Below are 21,393 nucleotides of genomic sequence, written 5' to 3' on the forward strand. Positions count from 1 at the left end.
TTACACCTCCTCATCCTTGTTTGTTAACAAAATCAGTGAGATATTATCTTCTCCACCTGACTTGTTCGCTTCCTCCACTAATTCATCTCCCATTACTTGAAGAGACTTCTTAGAGTAAAGCAGGCTTTGTATAAAGGATTCACTTAATTTGTTACTTAATCCGTCTGTGCAAAAAAGAAAATAAGAATTAGCGACAAATTCTACCTCAAAAAAATCTGGATGAATAGTTTTTTCTGTTCCGACAGCCTTCATAATTGCATTTTTCATAGGATGGGTTTTTGCTTGCTCTTCATTAATTTCTCCTGAATCGAGCAGTACATTTACAAAAGAGTGATCTCTTGTAATCTGTTGAACCAAATTTTCTGTAATTTGATAAACACGGCTATCTCCTATATGCGCAATAATTCCTTTACTGTCTTTACTGTTTTCAAACAAGCCGGCAATTAATGTCGTCCCCATTCCTTCACAGCCTGTATTTGAGGTAGAATGCTGAGCTATAAGCTGATTTATCGTTTGGAAAGTGTACATTAACCATTCTTTTTCTGGAACAACAGAAGGATTATAAGCATGAAAATATTTTTCAAATTCTGTAATGGCCATTTCACTTGCTACATCCCCGGCATTATGTCCGCCCATTCCGTCTGCAACAACCGCTAATACACGACCATCCTCTCGCTGAAATACACCCACACGATCTTCATTGATCGTTCTTTTCATGCCTACATCAGTTTTAACAACGAACCTCATTTATACCTTCACCTCTTCATAGATAGAGCTCGTTGCAATCAGCTCTGTTTTTGAAAAACTGCTACAAAAAATCCGTCACTTCTTAAGTCTTGAGGAAACAGCTGTAACATACCATCCTCTTCTTGTTGTTTTATATTTTTTACAACGTCTGGAAAAGATTTTAGTTGCATATCTGGGTGATTTTCCAAAAATAGTTTAGCGGTTCCTTCATTTTCTTCCTTATCCACTGTACACGTACTATAAACCATTAATCCATTTGGCTTCAATAGCTTATATGCTTCATCTAACAATTTGAGCTGAATAGGCTTTAATGAATCAAAATCCTTTTCATTTTTTGTGTATTTAATATCTGGCTTTCTTTTCATAACACCTAAACCACTGCAAGGAGCGTCCACTAAAATACGGTCAAATGTTTGCTCTGGGAATAACTCAGAAGCTTTGCGTCCATCCTTTTCAACTGTTTCTATGAAACTAAAGCCCAGCCTTTCCGCATTTTCTTTTACTAGCTTCAATTTATGCTGATGGATATCCATAGCTACAAGCTTACCAGTGTTTTTCATTTTTTCAGCAATATGTGTTGTTTTTCCTCCTGGTGCTGAGCACATATCTAAAACAATCATGCCCGGTTCAGGTTGAAGGGCATACGCTGGAATCATGGAGCTTTCGTCTTGAATCGTAACAAATCCTTTTTGGAAAGCGGTGGTTTTTGCTGCCTGGCCATTAAACAAATAAATACACTCTGGAATAACTTCGCTTTGTGCAACGACATATCCTTCTTGTGTCATCAAATGCATCACTTGCTCTACCGTTCTTTTGAACAAATTGACACGTAAAGTTGTTACTGGTGGCTCATTGTTTTCCTCAAGCATTTTCTTAGTTGTTTCGAAACCATATTCTGATATAAATCGTTTAACCATCCAAAGAGGGTGACTTGTTTCAATAGAAAGACGCTCGACATCGTCCACAATACTTTCTGTCGAACTAACCCCTTCTCGAAGAATTGAACGCAAAATACCGTTCACTACTCCTGAAATTCCTTTATGACCTCTTCTCTTTGCTATATTAACCGCTTCATTCACTGCTGCATGATCAGGAATTCTAGATAGATAATGGATTTGATATAGAGATAATCGAAGAAGCTGTCTAACCCAATCGTCAAGCTTTCCTTTTATAAATGGTTTTAGATAATAATCCAAAGTCATTTTATGCTGAAGTGTTCCATAGGTTAACTCGGTTAACAACGCTCGATCTTTTGGTTCAATATCGTACTTTTCAATTGTCTGATGCAGCAAAAGGTTACTATATGCTTGTTGTTTTTCAACCGCCATTAAAATAGTTAAGGCTGCATCCCTAACATTACCAGTCCATATTTTTTCGTTCTTTTTTGTCATTCAAATTTATCTCCTATTCGCAATTTAGAACCAACGCCACGCAAATAGTCATTTGCAGACATTCTTTTCTTTCCAGCTGGCTGTAGTTCGTCAATTCGAATTGCTTCTTCAGCACCTGTTTGGACAACAAGGTAATCCGATTCTATTTTTACAACTGTACCTGGCAGTTCTTTTGTATTTACTTCTATTATATCTGCTTTCCAAAGCTTCACCGTTTGTCCATCCAATGTTGTATATGCTACTGGCCATGGATGAAGACCACGTATTTGGTTGTGAATTTCTAAAGCAGATTTAGTCCAGTCTATTCTTTCCTGCTCACGAGAAATATTTTTCGCATAGGTCACAAGCGATTCATCTTGTACTATGCGTTCGTTTCGACCTGTGATGATTAGCGGCAAAGTCTCTTTTAAAAGCAGTGTACCTACTTCGCTTAATTTATCAAAAAGAATTCCGGTATCATCTAAATGAGTAATAGGGATTTCACGTTGCGATATAATATCTCCTGCATCTAGCTTTTCTTCCATATACATGATGGTAACACCGGTTTTTTCTTGGCCATCTATTATTGCTTGGTGTATTGGAGCTCCTCCACGATAGGAAGGAAGCAAGGAAGCATGCACATTAATACAACCGTATTTTGGAGCCTCTAAGAGCTCCTTCGGCAATATTTGTCCAAAGGCAGCAGTTATGATTAAATCTGGAGCAAGGTTAAGTATTTGATTGAGCTCCTCAGAGCCCTTTAACTTGTTAGGTTGAATAATCGGTAATCCAAGTTCTAAAGCCTCTTCCTTTACAGGTGGCGGCGTTAAAACTTTTTTTCTTCCAACTGGGCGGTCAGGTTGAGTTACGACTGCACTTACTTCATAACCCTCTTCCACTAGCATGCGTAAAATAGGAGCCGAAAAGGCAGGTGTGCCCATAAATACAATGGATGTCATAACTCTTCCTCCAGTTCATTCTCCAATTCTTCCACATCAACATAACGAGTAATTTTAGTAGTGAATAGAACCCCGTGTAGATGATCGATTTCATGAAGGATTGCTCTTGCTTCATAGTCCTCAGCCTCTAACTCATATAAAGCGCCATCACGATCCTGTGCCTCTACCTTCACATAAAAAGGTCGCTCCACCTCTCCATAAATATCCGGGAAGCTTAAACAGCCTTCAACTTCTACTTCTGATCCACCTATTTCGACGACTTCTGGATTGACCATTTCAATCACCTCTTGTCCTTCTCCTAGGTCCACGATAGCCACTTGAATTGTTTCGCCAACCTGTGGCGCAGCAAGACCAATTCCATCTGAGGCGATCATCGTGTCATACATATCATCCAATAAATTTGCAAGCTTTTCATCAAATACATGAACCTCTTCACATTTTTTAGTCAATAAATCATTTGGGTGTGTAATAATATTTCTAATTGCCATTTCTTATTCCTCTTTTCAAACAGCCTATAAAATTGTGGATGGGTCAAGGTCTACCGTAAGCACGACACCTTTTTTTATCCACTCCGTACGATAAATTTTAATCAGTTGCTGTAGTTTTTCGATTAATAGTGGTTCTTTTTTGTATTTTATCAAACATTGGTAACGATATCTATTTTGTATCTTGCTTATTGCGCTTGCTGTTGGTCCTATTACCATACTCGTGCTTGATAAATTATCTCTTAACCAATCGGTAGCAAGTTTCGCATATTCAGCTGCAAGGAGTACATTTTCATGAGTCACTTGCACAAGCGTTACGAAATAGAAGGGTGGATATTCATATTGCTTACGCATGATCATTTCATTGTGATAAAAAGGCTCGTACAACTGTTCCTTTGAGTACTCTATCGCATAGTGCTCTGGTGTATACGTTTGAATATATACAACTCCTTCTTTATCATGCCTTCCTGCTCTACCACTAACCTGTGTCATAAGCTGAAACGTCTTTTCAGCAGCACGAAAATCTGCAATATGCAAAGTTGTATCTGCATTTAAAACCCCGACTAAAGTAATATTAGGAAAGTCCAATCCCTTGGCTATCATTTGTGTACCTAATAAAATATCTGCTTCGCCATCGCCAAACTTTTTAAGTATACGTTCATGGGATCCCTTTGTCCTTGTAGTATCCACATCCATACGTAATACTCTGGCATAAGGAAATAATTTAGTTATTTCCTCTTCAACCTTTTGTGTACCCGTACCAAAAAAACGGATGTGCTCACTTTGACATTCAGGGCACTCTTGGGGCACAGACTCCTCATGTCCACAATAGTGGCATTTTAATCGCTCGCCTTCTCGATGGTAGGTTAAGGAAATATCACATTGGTCGCATTCTACAACTGTCCCACAATCTCTACAAAGTACAAAGGAAGAGAACCCTCTTTTGTTAAGAAATAATACGATTTGTTCCTTCATTTCTAATTTTTCTCGAATTGCATCTGCTAAAGGTAGACTAAACATGGAGCGATTGCCACTTTTCAGTTCCGCGCGCATATCCACTATATTAACTGTTGGCAGAGCCTGCTCTTTTGCTCTCATGCTTAACGATAATAGTGTATAAACTCCCTTTGATGCACGAGCATATGATTCTAATGATGGGGTGGCACTACCTAAAATAACTGGGCATTTGTGAAACTCACTTCTCCAAATTGCCACATCTCTTGCATGATAGCGAGGTGTGTCCTCCTGTTTATAAGAGGACTCATGTTCCTCATCTAAAATAATGACACCTAAATTCTTAAATGGAGCAAATACTGCGGACCTTGCCCCGACAACAACCATAACTTCACCACGCCAAATTTTGCGCCACTCATCAAATTTCTCTCCGGTAGATAAACCGCTATGCATGACAGCCACCTGATCACCAAAGCGAAGCTTGAAACGGCGTGTCATTTGAGGTGTCAAGGAAATTTCAGGTACTAGCATTATCGCCTGTTTTCCTTCTGCTATAGATTTTTCAATTGCATGTAAGTAGATTTCTGTTTTACCACTGCCAGTAATGCCATGAAGTAGGAAAGTTGTATTCTCTTCGTTGTTTTGAGCTTTAGTTATATGAGATAATGCAGTTTCCTGTTCGACTGTTAGCTGAACGTGATTGTCACGATCCTGATAATCGAGCGAAGTAATCTCTCGATACACTTCTTCTTGCTCTTTCACTAATATTTTTTTATTAATAAGAGTATTGACGGTAGCATTACTAACATTTGCAGCCTGAATTAATTCCTGCATTGTAAATGAGGTTTTTTCTTGAGCTAATAGCCACTCGATTAACTCTTTTTGTTTCACTGCTTGTTTTGTGAGTTTATTGAGCTGGCCAACAACAAAATCCTTATCATCTACAAGGGTATATTTAGTAACGGTTTTGACCCTAGCTTGTTGCTTGATAACATTTTCGAGCTCTAAACTACCTTCAATTAAATGCTTTTTCATCATCTTTAGCATTCCCGATTTTTCAAAAGCTTCATAAGGAAGCACTTCTTTTCTACCAAAAAGCTCTAGAATCTCTTTTTCCAATTGGGTGGGGTCTAAAATTTTAATATTTTTTTTATAAGAAGCTCGCAATGCTGCGGGAAGCATTACTTGAAGAGCATCAATTTCATAGCAGAGAGTTTTCTTTGTCATCCACTTGGATAATTTGAGCAATTCCTCTGTAATAACTGGCTCTACATCTATTATAGATTGAACTTCCTTTAGCTTCGATCTATCTACTTCTGTTTCTCGTTTTATATTCGTGATAAATCCTTGCACTTTTCGATTACCGAAAGGAACATGGACACGGCTTCCTCGCTCCACTAAATCCTCTAAATGCCCTGGCACTACATAATCAAATGGCCGATCAATAGGATATGCGGCTACGTCAACTATGACTTCTACAATCATAGAGCCTCATCTTTTTCTAGCTCAATAATAGTGTGAAATAACTGAAGGGCAAGCTCCTTCTTACTGTTTTGAGGGAAATGAACTTCTATATCGTTCTTTCCAACCAGCGTAACAGAATTAGTTTCTGTCCCAAAACCTGAACCCTCTTCAGTAACATCATTAGCTATTATATAATCTGCATTCTTCTTCTCTAATTTACCTTTAGCATAATGGACTACATCATTCGTTTCAGCTGCAAAACCAACTAGTATTTGATGTGATTTACGTTTCCCAAGCTCTGACAATATATCCGTAGTTTTTTCGAGAGCTATAGTGACTTCACCATCTTTTTTCTTCATCTTTTGAGGGTGTATTTCTTTCGCTTTATAATCAGCTACTGCAGCTGTTTTGACTATAATTGATGCACTATCAAAATGCTCCAGTACTGCAACAAACATGTCTTCAGTACTTTCAACATTAACTACCTCAACATTCCTTGGTGCTTCTATAGCAACTGGACCCGAAACGAGAATAGTCTCTGCACCTAACCTAGATGCAGCCTCTGCCATTGCATAACCCATTTTTCCGCTAGAAAAATTAGTCAAAAAGCGGACTGGATCTAATTTTTCTCTAGTTGGACCAGCGGTGACAACTACTTTTTTACCTTTTAAAGGAAAATCACAAGGTACAAAATGTTCTTCCACAAGCTTAACTATTTTTTCCGGCTCCTCTAGTCTTCCCTTACCAATATAACCACATGCTAAAAAGCCTTCAGATGGCTCGATAAATGAATATCCGTCGTTTGAAAGCCTTTCAATATTACGTATTACTGCAGGATTGTCGTACATATGTACATTCATAGCAGGTGCGATCCAAACATCTGCGGTAGTTGCTAAAAGGGTAGTGGTCACCATATTATCAGCAATTCCATTTGCTAACTTTGCGATAGTATTAGCTGTTGCAGGAGCAACAATAACTAAATCAGCCCAGTCAGCTAAATCTATATGGGCGATGACTTTAGAATTTTTTTCATCAAACGTGTCAAAGTAAACATCATTTCGTGACATCGCCTGAAAACTTAACGGCTTTACAAATTCCATAGCGGATTCTGTCATAATCACTTTTACTTCAGCTCCAGCCTGTGAAAGCTTGCTTACTAAAGCAACCGCTTTATAAACAGCTATACCGCCCGTAACACAAACAAGAATTCTTTTAGAAGTTAACATTATTAATCCCCTCTCTAAACAACAACCTCCCAAAGAACAGATACATTCTTTGGGAGGTGTCTTCATCATCCGATTAGCCTTGCGGGTTTACTCCTAAGGTATCCGTCGAGGCTTTTAACAATTCCTTTAGCTAACAATATCTAAGCTAAATGAAGGTTATTTTATACTTCGTCCTCGTATACAGCGTTTTCGTTAGCTGATTCGATTTTAAGTTCGCCAGCTGCTACTTCTTCTAACGCTTTTCCAACTTGTTTTGCAGAAACGTAGATGCCAAGACGCTCTCCACCTTCTTCTTGCAATTGACGTGCTCTCTTAGAAGCAACGCTTACTAATGAATATTTTGAATCGATTTGATTTTTTAATGAATCTACTGATGGATATAACATTTAAAATTCCCCTTCCAACATGGATAAATATCTTTTTTCTACACGTTCGCGTCGGCAATGCTCTGCAGCAACAATTGCATTAATCTTTGAACAAGCTTTTGTTACTTCATCATTTTCCACGACATAATCATACAGATGCATCATCTCTAGTTCCTGCCTAGCAGCAAGAATACGTGAATTGATGACATCTTCTGTTTCAGTTCCTCTACCTATTAAACGTTGCTCCAACTCACTCAAGCTAGGAGGTGCAAGGAAAATAAAAAGTGCATCTGGTGCTTTTTCACGTACCAATGCAGCTCCTTGGACTTCAATTTCTAAAAAGACATCTCGACCTGAGTCAAGCGTTTCATTCACATAATCGATTGGGGTTCCATAATAATTCCCTACGTAAGAGGCATACTCTAACAACTTACCTTGCTCAATTAACTCTTCGAATTCTTCTTTCTTTTTAAAGAAATAATCCACACCATCTACTTCACCTTCGCGCGGAAGTCTTGTCGTCATAGATATGGAATATTCGTAGTTTGTTCCCGGTTCCGAGAATAATTCTTTTCTCACTGTCCCTTTACCTACTCCGGATGGACCTGATAATACGATTAGTATACCTTTTTCTCTTCGCATAAAATCTCCTTCAATTACATGCTATCTCAGACTGCTAACTTTAATACATACTTTACTGATTATAACACAAGTCCTCTATAAAATGATAAGATTAAAAGAAAAGCAAAGACTTGTTTGTTACTTTTATAATGTAACAATGACTTTTTACTTTTTTTCTAGTCTTTTGTATAAAAGTAGAGCTAGATGAATCACTTTAAAGATTAGCAAATTAGACAGATATACATCTCTCACAATTATAGCTAACACTCGAATGATAAAAAAATGTTTTTGAAAGAGGAATTATTATGGCTTTTGATGGATTATTTACTATCTCAATGACAACTGAATTACAACAAATAGTAACAGGCCGTATTTCTAAAATACACCAGCCAAACGCTCAGGAAATATTAATGCAAGTCCGTGCTCAAGGAAAAAATTTCAAATTACTGTTTTCTGTTCATTCTTCATACTCGCGCATACAAATTACACATGAAACAATCGATAACCCATCTTCTCCCCCAATGTTTTGCATGGTACTTCGCAAGCATTTAGAAGGAGGAATCATCACCGCGGTACGCCAGCATGAAACGGACCGCATTATCGTTCTTGAAATACTTGGAAAAAATGAGATAGGTGATGAAATTACACGTGAGATTCATATGGAGGTTATGGGTCGTCATAGTAATCTACTATTAATAGACCCTAGCAGAAATCTTATATTAGAAAGCATTAAGCACTTATCACCATCTATGAACAGCTATCGGACGATTTTGCCTGGCCAACCCTATATCTCGCCACCATCTCAGAACAAGCTCAACCCACTAGTATATTCAGAGGACCTGAAAAATGTGATTCTTTCGGTTCAGGATTCTAAAGAAATAGTTGAGCAAATTTCGGGCTTTTCTCCACTTCATGCCAAGGAATTACTTCATCGTATGGATGGCGTTTCTGATCGTCTAATGATATATAAATCATTTATGGACGAATTTGAACAAGGTGGAATCGTTAAACAAATTGTAGAGGTAAATGGTAAAACATATTACTCTCCGAACGCACTTACTCATTTGGATGGAGATAAATTCAATGAACAAACACTAGGTAATTTACTCGATCGCGTTTATTTTGCTAAGGCTGAACGTGACAGAGTGAAGCAGCAGGCAGGAGACTTAGAAAGATGGCTCCAAAACGAACTAAATAAGCTAAAACTAAAAATGAAAAAACTCCAGAAGGATTTCGAGCAGGCCGAAAGATTAGATACATTCCAATTGTACGGTGAATTGCTTATGGCGAATGCTTACGCAATCGAAAAAGGGTTGTCTGAGGTTGAGCTCGTTAACTATTACGATGAAACCCAAGGAACAATAGTTATTCCTTTAGATAGTAGAAAGACGGCTACACAGAATGCACAGAGCTACTATAACCGCTATACAAAAGCTAAAACTGCCTTATTAAAAATTGAACAGCAATTTGAAATTACTAAAGAAGATATCGACTATTTTGAATTGCTACTTCAGCAAGTGATGCAAGCCTCTCCAACGGATATAGAGGAAATCCGAGAAGAATTGATGGAGCAGGGATTACTAAAAATGCGTGCTTCGAAAAAGAAGAAAAAGCCGGTAAAACCAACACCTGAAAAGTATATCGCTTCTGATGGCACAGAAATTTCTGTAGGAAAGAACAATAAACAAAACGACCATGTGACCTTCAAACTAGCGAAGAAATCAGACACATGGCTGCATACAAAGGATATACCTGGTTCCCACGTAGTTATACATTCTGATAAACCATCAGAAATTGCATTGTCAGAAGCAGCTAACCTCGCAGCATATTATAGTAAAGCACGTGAATCTTCCTCAGTACCAGTTGATTACACAATTGTAAAACAAGTGAAAAAGCCAAATGGTTCAAAACCTGGATTTGTCATTTATTTTGAACAAACTACCCTGTTCGTTACTCCAGATGAGGAGAAAATAAGACAGATGAAAAGATAATTTAGAAACGATTGGTAGGGCTATCCCTGCCAGTCGTTTTTTTAGTCTAATACATCAGTAAAATACACAAATATTTTCAGAATTATATCTCATAACCTTTGATAATAGAATAAATTAATAGTAAATTAGTAGAAATATAATTTTAATAACCTAGGAGGCAAATTCTATGACATTCCAAACTGCCGATTTATGTGATGATAATTCAAATGAGCTACAGGTGATAGGTTCAGAATTTAAATCTTACGGTAAAAGCCATAGCTTTTCTGGCCCTATTTGTACCGTTAAAGTTTTCGAGGACAATGTGTTAGTAAGTCATGCTTTAGAAAGCATTCCAGCAGGCAATGTTTTAGTAATCGATGGCGGGGGGTCTAAAAAGTGCGCTCTATTGGGAGATCGGCTAGCAAGAATTGCCGAAAGTCGAAATTTAGCCGGAATTATTATAAATGGCTGTATTCGAGATTCTAAAGATTTGTCTCTGCTAGATATTGGAATATTAGCACTTGGAAGCAATCCTTTAAAAAGTAAAAAAGAAGGGACCGGTGAAGAAGATATCCCATTGTTTTTCTTAGGGGTTGATTGGCATCCAGGAGATTATGTTTATGTCGATGAGGATGGCTTAGTTATTTCTAAGAGAAAATTGATGGACTAAACAACAGCGGTCGAAATATATTTTGGCCGCTTATTTGTATTGTTTAAAAAGTCATCTTACACTCCCTACATACATATACTTTTAAGATGTATAGAATGAAGTGGAGGAAAGGCATGGATGTTTTTGTAAGACAGGGGGATTCCCTTTATTATTATAGTCAGTTGTTTAATATTCCACTACAGTTAATTCTCGATTCTAACCAAAGCGTAAACCCACAACAAATTTCATTAGGCCAGCGTATACAAGTCCCTGGATACGTAGGATTGGATTACCAAATCAGACGAGGAGAATCTCTGTGGGCGCTTGCTCAAAGTCGAAATGTTTCAGTAGATGAAATTCTTTTAGCTAACCCCAATATTGATCCAAGCTCTTTACAGATTGGTCAAACAATTAAAATTCCCCTAAGAATTACATGGAGAGTCATTAATGGTAAACAAAATTACGACTACGAGGCATTGTCTATCGATATTAGACGCCTCCAAACAGTGTATCCATTTATTAAAGTTTCTTCGATTGGCAGCTCTGTTATGGGCAAAGACCTCCAAGAAATTATAATCGGCAACGGAAACAAGCGAGTCCATTTTGATGGGTCCTTCCACGCAAATGAATGGATCACCACACCAATTATTATGACTTTTTTAAATGACTATTTACTCTCTTTGACAAGTCAAGGTTCGATTAGAGGGGTTCTTACAACACCATTATATGAGCAAACCTTCCTTTCTATAGTGCCGATGGTCAATCCAGACGGTGTAAACTTAGTCATTAATGGTCCTCCAACTGAGGAGCCTTATAGAAGCAACGTTATCGAATGGAATAGCGGAAGTACTAACTTTTCTGGATGGAAGGCCAATATAAACGGTGTAGACTTAAATGATCAGTTTCCCGCACTATGGGAGCTAGAAAGAGATAGAAACCCCAAAAGTCCCGGACCGAGAGATTACGGCGGAGAAAGCCCCCTTTCTGAACCAGAGGCAATCGCAATGGCTGATTTAACTAGAAAAAGAGACTTTGCTCGAGTACTCCCTTTTCACACACAAGGTCAAGTCATATATTGGGGTTTTGAAGATCTTCAACCTCCTGAAAACGAGGTCCTCGCTATTCAATTTGGTGAAGCTAGCGGCTATATTCCTGTAGAAACAACTAATAGCTATGCTGGCTATAAAGACTGGTTCATACAAGATTGGAGGAGGCCAGGATTCACTATTGAGCTTGGCATTGGTACCAATCCCCTTCCACTATCTCAATTTGATGAAATTTATGAGGACGCACTAGGAATCTTTCTATCAGCCTTATATTTGTAAGCAAAAATCCGGTTTCCTTTTGTGAAACCGGATTAAGTCCTTTAACCTATAAAAACGACAATATAATTTCTATTTGGTTATATATTCTTTCTGTAAAATCCATCTTTTAATTTCAATTGCGGTTTGTTCTGGTTCATCCCATTGAAGCATATGTCCTGAATGTTCCATAGCAATAATGGTTACGTCATTGATAGCTGTTTCTATCTGATGTATACCTAGTAAACGAGCTTTATCTAAAGACTTCGGATAGGTTGCGTGAATAAGCAATAATGGTGCACGTATGGATGGATAGGCATCGGTAAAAGGCTCTAGGAAGAAAGCTTTTATAATGGATATGACCGTAAATTTAGTTGAGATTAAAGTATATCGATTCTCTTCTTTTCGAAAAAGCGAACTTACAAACTCCTCCTTTTCATTATTCCATTGTTTTGTATAAGTCTTGTATTCCTCTATAATAGTATCCCAATCTACTAATGTGGAATTATCCATATATGTATCCCATCCACTTAATGCTAAGTCAAATGTCATTTCTGGTTGATTCACAGGAAATGTAAATCCTCCATCCAACAAAATAATCCCTAATAGATCCGTAGGATGATACCGTGTATAATGAAGTGCTAAATCAGCTCCCCAGGAGTGGCCCATTATATAAAAAGGTTTTATAGTAATTTGTTTAATAACTTTTTGCAACCACTGTGCCAATGAAGAAAATAAATAATCGTCTTCTCCCTTTAAAGGGCTTGAGCCTCCATGACCAGGAAGATCCAACATGATAAGATGAAAATCCTTGTCTAATAGAACAGATAGCTCACTGTATGTGTAAATAGAGTTCCCAGCCAGTCCATGTAGACAAATAATTAAAGGATTTCGTTTATCACCAACTTCATAGTAATTAATAATATTTCTTCTATCTATTAATTGCTGTTTATCCTTCAAGCACTCACTCCCTATCTTCATCTCCTGTATATATTCGATTTAAATATAGAGATACCCTCTTCTAAAATAATAATAAGAGGCTGGAAAATGAGTAGTTTAATGCTAGATAAAAATGCCGGAAATTGATTCTTGTTATAATTTCTTACCAAAAGTACAATTCATTCTGAGTGATTTTCTGGTTTCGTAAACATTAATTTAAGTGAAGTTGTCCTCTGTTATACCTGAAATTATGTACAGTTTTCACTTGATATAGAAGAAAATTATAGTTGTTCGGAGCGAAGACGGCGACACCTAGGGGACAAGCTCGCGGGAGAGACTAAAGGCTCGACCCATCCCCCAGAAAAGCTGCCGCCGCAACGGAGAACAACTGCTATGCAGTAGAAAAAAGCCCTAAAAATTTACTAATCAATAAATTTTTAGGGCGTATAAATTTTTATGTTGGATTTTGACCCGTCCGCTTACTTGAATCTCGTTTATTTCCCTCATATTCTTGCAAAGCGATGGTAGACATCGTTTAACGTCTCGCAGCCAACCTCTTTTGCTTTATTCACATAAATACTCCATAGCTTAGCAGTCATTTTAGCATCTCCTAGAGCATGATGACGTCCAATTACTGGAATATTGTTATAATCACACAAATCTTCTAATGCTATTATATTCAAATTAGGCTCTATTACTTTTAAAAGAAAAGATGTATCTACAATCCGATGCTTAAATGGTGTTCGAAATAAGGTTGAACTGGTATGTTCCATAAAGTTCCTTTCATGAGTAGCATGATGAGCAACCAAGGTGCTATTTTGTTTAAATTGAAGAAACTTAATAAATACCTCCTCAAGTGACAATGCATCCCTTAATTGTTCACTTGTAATGCCAGTTAATTGAACAATTTCATCAGGAATTTCTCGTTTGACATGTACAAGAGAATAAAAAAACTCTTCTTCTATAAGCTTTTCCCCTGTCATTTTAATAGCCCCTATAGAAATGATGCAATCACCTTTTTCAGGAAAGAAGCCCGTTGTTTCAATATCAAATACTACAACATTTAAATTCTCCAAAGGGATATTCAGCACATCTTGAGTTATTTCCTTTTGCAAATTACGTAAAAATGCCATTTGCTGAGCATTTTGTACGTCACTAATACCCACATTTGTCCGCTTCCCTTGTAGCCCTCTCAATATTTGCATAAACGGTTCAAAAGCCATCGCCAACACCCTTTGTTTCTTTAACTTATACTAGTTAGTTCAATTACTTCCGAATGTAGCCTTTTTCCATCCTTTAATATTCTTTTCATATTTTGCAGTTGTTCCTTGTTCAAGTTGTTTATATTTAAGTAATGAGTATCCTCATAATTTTCTTTTTGGAGTAAAATCATCCGGTATATTAATAACTCTATGAAATTTTTTTCACAATTTTGAAGCATTTTTTTATAATCATTTAACCTAGTCAATTGATTTATCCTTTTTAAAGTAGAGGTCTCCAAAACACCTTCCTTTATCGACAATAAGCGCACTGCGTTTACATATGGCAAAAAAGCCGCGTACTTAAAATTCACATTTCCTTGATAGGGTCCATGTCTTTCTACCAATATTTGACCGACAGGACCAATCACATTTTTTATATGCTTTATATTGGAAGAAAAGCGAGGGAGAGTAGATGGATGTTGCCGTATGAATTCACAAATAATAGATTTTAATTGTTGTGTATAACTTTGATTGCCGTACAATGCTCTTGCATCAAAGAATATTTGTAGATATCTAATAGCTTCCCATCCTTCATCACTCAACCATTCACCCAATTGTTCTTGCCACTGCTCAAACGATTTGCACCACATAGGATTGGAACTCATAACATTCCCTTTACAATAAGGATAACCCACTGCGTTCAGTCCAAGCGCAAGCTCATCTCCCAGTGTTTTAAAATAAGCATCATTCTTTTCACTCGACCATTCGTATACAATTCCATGGTCTTGGTCACTGATCAAGCCTTGCTCTTTTCTCCCACCACTACCCGTGATAAACCAAGTAAAATCACAAGGAGGTATTCCTGCCGTGGTTTTAGCAACATCCATTACTTTGTGCATTACTTGATCATGAAAAACATTGAGAGAAATGGTATCTTTCAAATAGGACATTATTTGCCGGTCCTTCCATTCTCTTATGGATTCATATGTTTCCACGACCACACTCCCTTTAAGCAAAAAGCCTCTGAACCAGAGGCTTTTGTTTCTATTTTATTCGAATCAATTAGTGCCTTTTGCTTCCTCTAAAACCATTTGCTCTGGATAACCATAGTTTCCATGCTCGCTCATGTCTAAGCCCATAATTTCTTCTTCTTCAGTCACTCGAATACCACCCATGACTTTTTTCATTATAAATAGGATAGCATATGACACGGCAAATGCGAATGCTCCACACGCCGCTACTCCCATTAATTGGACTAATAATTGGTCAATCCCACCTCCATAAAATAAACCTGGTTTACCAGTAGTCGCAAGTTCTGTTGTAGCAAAGAAACCCGTTGATAAAGTTCCCCAAATACCAGCAGTTCCATGAACCGAAAGAGCATATATTGGATCGTCAATTTTTCTCTTTTCAAAGAATCGTGCACTATAGAATACTAAAACGCCAGCGATTAAACCAATCACAACCGACGCCCATACATCTACAAAAGCACACGACGCAGTAATAGCAACCAACCCAGCTAAAGCACCGTTTAAAATAGTCGGTATATCCGATTTCCCTAAAGCTACCCACGATATAAATGTCGCCGCTACAGCTCCTGCACCAGCTGCAAGTGCTGTATTTAAGGCTACATACCCAAAGAATGCCGCATCTACAGAAACAGTACTGCCTGCATTAAATCCAAACCAGCCAACCCATAGGATCAATACACCTAATGCAGTATACACTTGGTTATGACCCGCTAAATTATTGGCAGAGCCATCTTTATTATATTTTCCAATTCTAGGCTTAAGAATCATTGTTGCAGCAAGTGCTGCCGCTGCACCTGTTAAATGAACTACTGTAGATCCAGCAAAATCTTGCTTACCATGCTCCGCTAGCCATCCGCCTCCCCATACCCAATGAGCGATTACCGGATAAACGATTATGCCAAATAGAATGGTAAAAATAACATACGCAGATAATTTTGCACGCTCTGCAAATCCACCAAGAGCAATGGTAACCGCAATCCCAGCAAACGCTAATTGAAAGACAAAAAAGACAGTCGGAGAAACGCTCGCTCCCTCCTGTACTCCACCACCATAGAAGAAATCAGTCATTCCTACAAAAAAGTTAGCATTTCCTCCAAATATAAATCCATATCCGACGGCCCAAAATATTAATGAAGCCAAGCCGAATGTAAAAATTGTTTTACCAGCAACGTGACCAGCATTCTTCATTCTTGTTGAACCAGCTTCTAAAAGTATAAATCCACCAATCATAAAAATAACTAAAATTGCAGCAACCATGGTCCATAAGCTGTTCATCAAATACATTACATCTTCCATTCTAACTCCCCCTTTTATTCATGTTATGTTTATTCCCTTACTTATGTTAGGAAATATAACATGAATTATTTATATTTTTATTTTACTGGTTTTATAACGAATGTCAATATAATTTTCTGAATTTAATTTATTTTGTGTGAATATATGTCACATAGACTTGTAAATACAATTTATGAATAAATCCTTCCCTTTTCCTTGCACACAAGGCTAATAACTACTTTAAGCTTTTTTTAAAGATGACATGACAAACAACTCCAATTTAAAGAAGAATAGTTGAGAGGTGCATGCAAATTTATTGGATTTAGAACAGACATATGAAATGTATCTCAGTGCCTTTCACATATCCACCTTAATCCTAAATCTTTTTATCTAAAAGATCCCTACCATCAGACATGAAATGTCCCTTGAAATAAAATTTAATGTGTCACCACTTAAATACAGGGTAATTCATATCATTTCAATTATCCGTTACGCAAAAGTATTTCCCAGAAAATAATAACTCTATCGCTTCGTTACTTCTTTATAAGATTTACGGTTTCTTAATAATAAAAAAAGCTTACTGGATTATACAATCTATCCAGTAAGCTTTTGTGTTGTTTGAATCACTTTTCCATTAGGAATTAACAAGGTTATTTATTGAATACCATTCCTTGGAAAATGTTTAAATTCTATTTTTCAAATTATTTCTAGCTGAGTTAACTTTATAATTCCTTTTATTGTCCCATCTAGATTTGTTAGGATTCAAGCATTAAATCCTCCGGGTTTTCCAGTAGCTCTTTTACGGTTTTTAAAAAACCCACGGAATCCTTTCCGTCAATTACGCGATGATCATAAGACAAAGCCACATACATCATTGGACGAATTTCTATTTCGAGACCCACAGCTACCGGACGTTTTTGTATCGTATGCATACCTAAAATACCAACCTGAGTCCCATTTAAGATTGGCGTCGACATGAGTGAACCAAATACACCACCATTTGTTATGGTAAAGGAGCCTCCAGTCATGTCAGAAAGAGCTAGCTTGTTATCTCGAGCTTTTTTAGCAAGGCCAGCAATATCTCCTTCAATTTCCGCAAAATTTTTGCGATCTGCATCACGGACGATAGGTACTACAAGACCTCCCTCTGTAGATACAGCAATACCGATATCATAGAAGTTGTTTTTGACAATATATTCTCCATCGAGTTGAGAATTGACATAAGGATATTTTTTAAGAGCAGCAACTACAGCTTTTGTGAAAAATGACATAAATCCTAAACGAACATCGTTATCCTCAAAGAATTTATCTTTTTTACGAGAGCGTAAAGCCATAACATTCGTCATATCGATTTCATTAAACGTCGTTAGCATTGCAGTGCTTTGTCTAACTTCTAACAAACGTGAAGCAATGGTTTGGCGTCGACGAGACATTTTTTCGCGAGTGGTACGCCCATCATTTTCATTAACAGGAGCAGATGCTAATTTAGGCGACTCTGTTGTTTGTTTTGAACCATGAGCAGATACATCTTGTACACGAACCCGTCCCATTGGATCGACAGGTGATACATCATTTAAGTCAATACCTTTTTCTCTTGCAAGTTTTCGTGCAGCAGGACTAGCAATTGGTCGACCTTGATGATCAGAGGTCCCTTCTGTATTAGTAATCGGTGCATTTTCTGCCTTAGGTATTTCTGGTGCTTTCTCTTCTACTTTCACTTCCTCATTTTTAGGTTGTGAAGCAGGAGCTCCAGATCCTTCACCAACAATCGCAATAACTTCTCCTACTTGCACTGTATCTCCTTCACCAAATAATAGCTCACTAACTACTCCTGCTTCCTCCGAAATAACCTCAACATTTACTTTATCTGTCTCAAGCTCAACAATGAACTCACCTTTTTCAACAGTATCACCTGGTTTTTTTAACCACTGAGCGATAGTGCCCTCTGTAATAGACTCTGCTAGTTCCGGAACAATAATTTCAGCCACTTAAACTTCCTCCTCTTAGTTGCTTACAAGCCTTTCAATGCTTCTTCTATAATTCTTGCCTGTTCTACTTTATAAGTATCTGCATCACCCTCGGCGGGACTCGCACGATGAACTCGTCCTGTATAAACAATGTTTCTTCCATCTGCTATATGCAACAAATACGGAAGAGCATAATTCCAAGATCCCATGTTTTCAGGTTCTTCTTGTGCCCAAGTGAGTTGTTCTACATTAGGGTAACGTTTCACAATATCAGTAATTTCTTCTTTTGGGAAAGGATAAAGCTGCTCCACGCGAATAATATGCAAATAATTAAATTCAGAGCTGTCCTTTACTTTTTCCGCTAAATCAATTGCTAATTTACCACTTGCAAAGACGATTTTTTTTACTTTTTCAGGTTGTCCACCAAGACCAGACTGTTCAATCACAACTTGGAAACTTCCTTCAGTCAAATCTGATACATCAGCACCTACTAAAGGATTTCGTAACAGAGATTTTGGTGAAACGATTAATAACGGACGAACAAACTCTTCATTTAATGATGCCGCTTGTCTGCGCAATATATGGAAGTAGTTTGCTGCACTCGAAAGATTAGCCACTGTCCAGTTATTTTCAGCAGAAAGCTGTAAATAACGTTCTAACCTTGCACTTGTATGCTCTGCTCCTTGCCCTTCAGCACCGTGTGGCAGCAACATAACAAGCCCTGATTTTAACCCCCACTTAGCTCGTGCGGAGCTAATAAAGTTATCAAACATTACTTGGGCCATATTTGCAAAATCCCCGTATTGCGCTTCCCAAATTGTCAAAGTATTTTTGTCCTCTAGGCTGTATCCAAACTCATAGCCTAAAATAGCTGATTCGGTTAATGGGCTATTATAGACAACGAAGGATGCATTTGAACTGTCAATAAAATGCATAGGAATTAATTCTTCACCATTTTTTTCATCATGTAAAACTAAATGTCTATGAGAGAACGTTCCACGTTGAGCGTCTTGTCCGGATAAACGCACGGAAATCCCTTCTTGCAAGAGTGTGGCAAATGCAAGTGTTTCCGCATGCCCCCAGTCAATTTTACCATTGCTAGTAAAAGGCTCTTCTCGGCGTTTCAATATTTTCTCAAGCTTTTTAAATGGAGTAAATTCTTTTGTCCAAGTTAAAAGTTCCTCATTAACCTTTCTTAACTTTTCACCCTCTACTCCTGTTGTAAATTTGGGATAACCAGTTAACACTGCTTCTGGAATAATCACTTCATGTGCAGTTGTTTGAGGTAACTCTTTGACACGATCATATGCCTGTTGCATTTCCTCTAAGATCATTTCATCTAGTACATCTACTTCAGTTGATTCAATTACCTTTTCTTCTACAAGCTGTTCTCCATAAATTTTTCTTGCAGTAGGATGCTTATGGACTATATGGTACATCATTGGATTAGTTACCGAAGGCTCATCCATCTCATTGTGCCCATAACGACGATAACCAATGAGGTCAATAACTATATCCTTGCCAAATTGTCTACGATATTCAAACGCAAGTTGAGCTACTCCTATAACCGCTTCAGGATTATCCGCATTTACATGAATAACCGGAACTTCAAATCCTTTAGCAGGGTCAGAAGAATAGTTAGTGGAGCGTGAATCGTATTGCTCTGTCGTAAATCCAATCATATTATTAGCTATAATATGAATAGAGCCCCCTGTTTGAAAACCGCGCACACGACTATAATTTAGTACCTCAGTTACAACTCCTTGTCCTGGAAAAGCTGCATCTCCATGTATTAAAATTGCGAAAGCCGCGTTTTTGTCTTGCTCTGGATAGCCAGGAACATTTTTCACTTCCTGAGCTGCTCGTGTTTGACCAGTTACTACTGGACTTACAACTTCGAGATGGGATGGGTTATAGGCAAGTTTAATGGTCATTCCATCACCTGAATGATAGGTTGCCCCTTTATGATATTTCACATCTCCATACCAACCCTCTGAAATCTCCAATGAACCATCTTTTGGTAAAAAAGATTCAGATGGAACGTGGGCAAATTCAGCGAACATCATTTCATAAGGTTTTTTCAAAACATGTGTTAGTACATTTAATCGACCACGGTGTGCCATTCCAATATTAATCTGCTTTGTATTGGTTAGATTTGCTTGAGATACTAATTCATCAATTAAGACCACCAAGGAATCTAATCCTTCTATAGAGAACCGTTTAGCACCTACAAACGTACGATGTATGAATTTTTCAAAGCCCTCAATTTTGGTTAAACGCTTCAAAAGTTCTTTCTTTTCCCCAGTGGAAAGATTTGCCTTGATAGCATTTCCTTCAATTTTATTTTGAAGCCATTGTCGTTCCTCAGAGTTAACTATATGCCTAATTTCAAATGCTATATTATCTGTGTATATAGACTTTAAATAATTTATAGCTTGTAGACCATTAACTATGTCACCAGGAGGATTAGGTATTATTAGTACAGCTGGTACTTCCATAAGGTCCTGTTCAGAAAGACCATATCCTTGCATATCAATTCTAGAAGGGTCCTTCATGCCGTTATTAAGCGGATAAATATTAGCGTTGTGGTGTCCATGTCTTCGAATGGAATCTGCTAATTCAATAGCTCGAAGAATCTTTTCTAGGTTTTCCGAACTCCCTCTTCCTACAACCGCTTCATTTTTGTTTAAAGAATCGACCGGTGCCCCGTATTGTTTAAAGAGATTCGCTATATCCTCTGAAACATTTTCAGGAGAATTTAAATATAGATCATACTGTTCTAAAAGGTAGGCCAAATTGGGACCTTGAAATTCATTCCACGGATATAAATTACTTTTCATTTTACTAACACATCCTAATCTTTTTAGT

General features: G+C 37.6%; 17 protein-coding genes. 3 read left to right on the top strand and 14 right to left on the bottom strand.

Annotated features, from left to right (window positions below; all coding sequences use genetic code 11):
- The 8 genes from D0S48_RS05710 to gmk form a co-directional block, all read right to left on the bottom strand.
- Positions 1-747: a Stp1/IreP family PP2C-type Ser/Thr phosphatase gene (locus D0S48_RS05710; protein ID WP_151110597.1), complete on the bottom strand. Its 747-nt coding sequence runs from the start codon at positions 745-747 to the stop codon at positions 1-3.
- A gap of 38 nt (positions 748-785) precedes the next feature.
- Positions 786-2,138, bottom strand: coding sequence for a 16S rRNA (cytosine(967)-C(5))-methyltransferase RsmB (gene rsmB / locus D0S48_RS05715; RefSeq protein ID WP_151110599.1), 1,353 nt, complete (start codon positions 2,136-2,138; stop codon positions 786-788).
- A complete protein-coding gene (gene fmt / locus D0S48_RS05720) occupies positions 2,135-3,076 on the bottom strand; it encodes a methionyl-tRNA formyltransferase (RefSeq protein ID WP_151110601.1) in 942 nt (313 codons plus the stop codon). The genes rsmB and fmt overlap by 4 nt, the downstream gene beginning before the upstream one ends.
- Entirely contained in the window at positions 3,073-3,564 is a 492-nt protein-coding gene (gene def, locus D0S48_RS05725) for a peptide deformylase (RefSeq protein WP_144538008.1), read from the bottom strand. Before def ends, fmt begins: the two co-directional genes overlap by 4 nt.
- A gap of 24 nt (positions 3,565-3,588) precedes the next feature.
- Complete coding sequence (gene priA / locus D0S48_RS05730; RefSeq protein WP_151110603.1) at positions 3,589-6,000, bottom strand: primosomal protein N'; 2,412 nt, start codon at positions 5,998-6,000, stop codon at positions 3,589-3,591.
- On the bottom strand, positions 5,997-7,205 hold the full coding sequence (gene coaBC / locus D0S48_RS05735; RefSeq protein ID WP_144538006.1) for a bifunctional phosphopantothenoylcysteine decarboxylase/phosphopantothenate--cysteine ligase CoaBC: 1,209 nt from the start codon (positions 7,203-7,205) through the stop codon (positions 5,997-5,999). The genes priA and coaBC overlap by 4 nt, the downstream gene beginning before the upstream one ends.
- Positions 7,206-7,366: 161 nt before the next feature.
- On the bottom strand, positions 7,367-7,591 hold the full coding sequence (rpoZ, locus tag D0S48_RS05740; protein WP_144538005.1) for a DNA-directed RNA polymerase subunit omega: 225 nt from the start codon (positions 7,589-7,591) through the stop codon (positions 7,367-7,369).
- Positions 7,592-8,212: a guanylate kinase gene (gene gmk / locus D0S48_RS05745; protein WP_144538004.1), complete on the bottom strand. Its 621-nt coding sequence runs from the start codon at positions 8,210-8,212 to the stop codon at positions 7,592-7,594.
- 284 nt (positions 8,213-8,496) lie between these two features.
- Between gmk and D0S48_RS05750 the strand changes: the two genes are divergently transcribed.
- The 3 genes from D0S48_RS05750 to D0S48_RS05760 all read left to right on the top strand — a co-directional run bounded on the left by D0S48_RS05750 (position 8,497) and on the right by D0S48_RS05760 (position 12,135).
- Positions 8,497-10,182: an Rqc2 family fibronectin-binding protein gene (locus D0S48_RS05750; protein WP_151110605.1), complete on the top strand. Its 1,686-nt coding sequence runs from the start codon at positions 8,497-8,499 to the stop codon at positions 10,180-10,182.
- Positions 10,183-10,348: 166 nt separating this feature from the next.
- Complete coding sequence (gene rraA, locus D0S48_RS05755; protein WP_151110607.1) at positions 10,349-10,831, top strand: ribonuclease E activity regulator RraA; 483 nt, start codon at positions 10,349-10,351, stop codon at positions 10,829-10,831.
- Between the two features lie 113 nt (positions 10,832-10,944).
- A complete protein-coding gene (locus D0S48_RS05760; RefSeq protein WP_151110609.1) occupies positions 10,945-12,135 on the top strand; it encodes a M14 family metallopeptidase in 1,191 nt (396 codons plus the stop codon).
- A gap of 69 nt (positions 12,136-12,204) precedes the next feature.
- Here D0S48_RS05760 and D0S48_RS05765 read toward each other — a convergent pair whose 3' ends face one another.
- The 6 genes from D0S48_RS05765 to D0S48_RS05790 all read right to left on the bottom strand — a co-directional run bounded on the left by D0S48_RS05765 (position 12,205) and on the right by D0S48_RS05790 (position 21,365).
- Positions 12,205-13,071, bottom strand: coding sequence for an alpha/beta fold hydrolase (locus D0S48_RS05765; protein ID WP_225321698.1), 867 nt, complete (start codon positions 13,069-13,071; stop codon positions 12,205-12,207).
- 482 nt (positions 13,072-13,553) lie between these two features.
- A complete protein-coding gene (locus tag D0S48_RS05770) occupies positions 13,554-14,273 on the bottom strand; it encodes an exonuclease domain-containing protein (RefSeq protein WP_151110614.1) in 720 nt (239 codons plus the stop codon).
- Positions 14,274-14,293: 20 nt separating this feature from the next.
- Positions 14,294-15,247, bottom strand: a complete 954-nt coding sequence (locus D0S48_RS05775; RefSeq protein ID WP_151110615.1) for a DUF294 nucleotidyltransferase-like domain-containing protein — start codon at positions 15,245-15,247, stop codon at positions 14,294-14,296.
- Positions 15,248-15,310: 63 nt separating this feature from the next.
- Positions 15,311-16,579, bottom strand: coding sequence for an ammonium transporter (locus tag D0S48_RS05780; RefSeq protein ID WP_144537997.1), 1,269 nt, complete (start codon positions 16,577-16,579; stop codon positions 15,311-15,313).
- Positions 16,580-17,313: 734 nt separating this feature from the next.
- On the bottom strand, positions 17,314-18,546 hold the full coding sequence (gene odhB, locus D0S48_RS05785; protein ID WP_151110617.1) for a 2-oxoglutarate dehydrogenase complex dihydrolipoyllysine-residue succinyltransferase: 1,233 nt from the start codon (positions 18,544-18,546) through the stop codon (positions 17,314-17,316).
- A gap of 23 nt (positions 18,547-18,569) precedes the next feature.
- Positions 18,570-21,365 carry a 2-oxoglutarate dehydrogenase E1 component gene (locus tag D0S48_RS05790; protein WP_151110619.1) on the bottom strand — a complete coding sequence of 932 codons (2,796 nt, stop codon included), beginning with the start codon at positions 21,363-21,365 and terminating at the stop codon, positions 18,570-18,572.
- Positions 21,366-21,393: the final 28 nt, after the last annotated feature.

Source organism: Psychrobacillus sp. AK 1817 (assembly GCF_008807035.1).
Classification (GTDB): domain Bacteria; phylum Bacillota; class Bacilli; order Bacillales_A; family Planococcaceae; genus Psychrobacillus; species Psychrobacillus faecigallinarum.

Excerpts from the sequence above, each read along its gene's own strand:
- D0S48_RS05790 (WP_151110619.1), bottom strand. The coding sequence starts at position 21,365 with ATGAAAAGTAATTTATATCCGTGGAATGAATTTCAAGGTCCCAATTTG.
- rsmB (WP_151110599.1), bottom strand. The coding sequence starts at position 2,138 with ATGACAAAAAAGAACGAAAAAATATGGACTGGTAATGTTAGGGATGCA.
- rpoZ (WP_144538005.1), bottom strand. The coding sequence starts at position 7,591 with ATGTTATATCCATCAGTAGATTCATTAAAAAATCAAATCGATTCAAAA.
- D0S48_RS05710 (WP_151110597.1), bottom strand. The coding sequence starts at position 747 with ATGAGGTTCGTTGTTAAAACTGATGTAGGCATGAAAAGAACGATCAAT.
- D0S48_RS05760 (WP_151110609.1), top strand. The coding sequence starts at position 10,945 with ATGGATGTTTTTGTAAGACAGGGGGATTCCCTTTATTATTATAGTCAG.
- priA (WP_151110603.1), bottom strand. The coding sequence starts at position 6,000 with ATGATTGTAGAAGTCATAGTTGACGTAGCCGCATATCCTATTGATCGG.
- rraA (WP_151110607.1), top strand. The coding sequence starts at position 10,349 with ATGACATTCCAAACTGCCGATTTATGTGATGATAATTCAAATGAGCTA.
- fmt (WP_151110601.1), bottom strand. The coding sequence starts at position 3,076 with ATGACATCCATTGTATTTATGGGCACACCTGCCTTTTCGGCTCCTATT.
- D0S48_RS05780 (WP_144537997.1), bottom strand. The coding sequence starts at position 16,579 with ATGGAAGATGTAATGTATTTGATGAACAGCTTATGGACCATGGTTGCT.
- coaBC (WP_144538006.1), bottom strand. The coding sequence starts at position 7,205 with ATGTTAACTTCTAAAAGAATTCTTGTTTGTGTTACGGGCGGTATAGCT.
- D0S48_RS05770 (WP_151110614.1), bottom strand. The coding sequence starts at position 14,273 with ATGGCTTTTGAACCGTTTATGCAAATATTGAGAGGGCTACAAGGGAAG.
- D0S48_RS05750 (WP_151110605.1), top strand. The coding sequence starts at position 8,497 with ATGGCTTTTGATGGATTATTTACTATCTCAATGACAACTGAATTACAA.
- def (WP_144538008.1), bottom strand. The coding sequence starts at position 3,564 with ATGGCAATTAGAAATATTATTACACACCCAAATGATTTATTGACTAAA.
- gmk (WP_144538004.1), bottom strand. The coding sequence starts at position 8,212 with ATGCGAAGAGAAAAAGGTATACTAATCGTATTATCAGGTCCATCCGGA.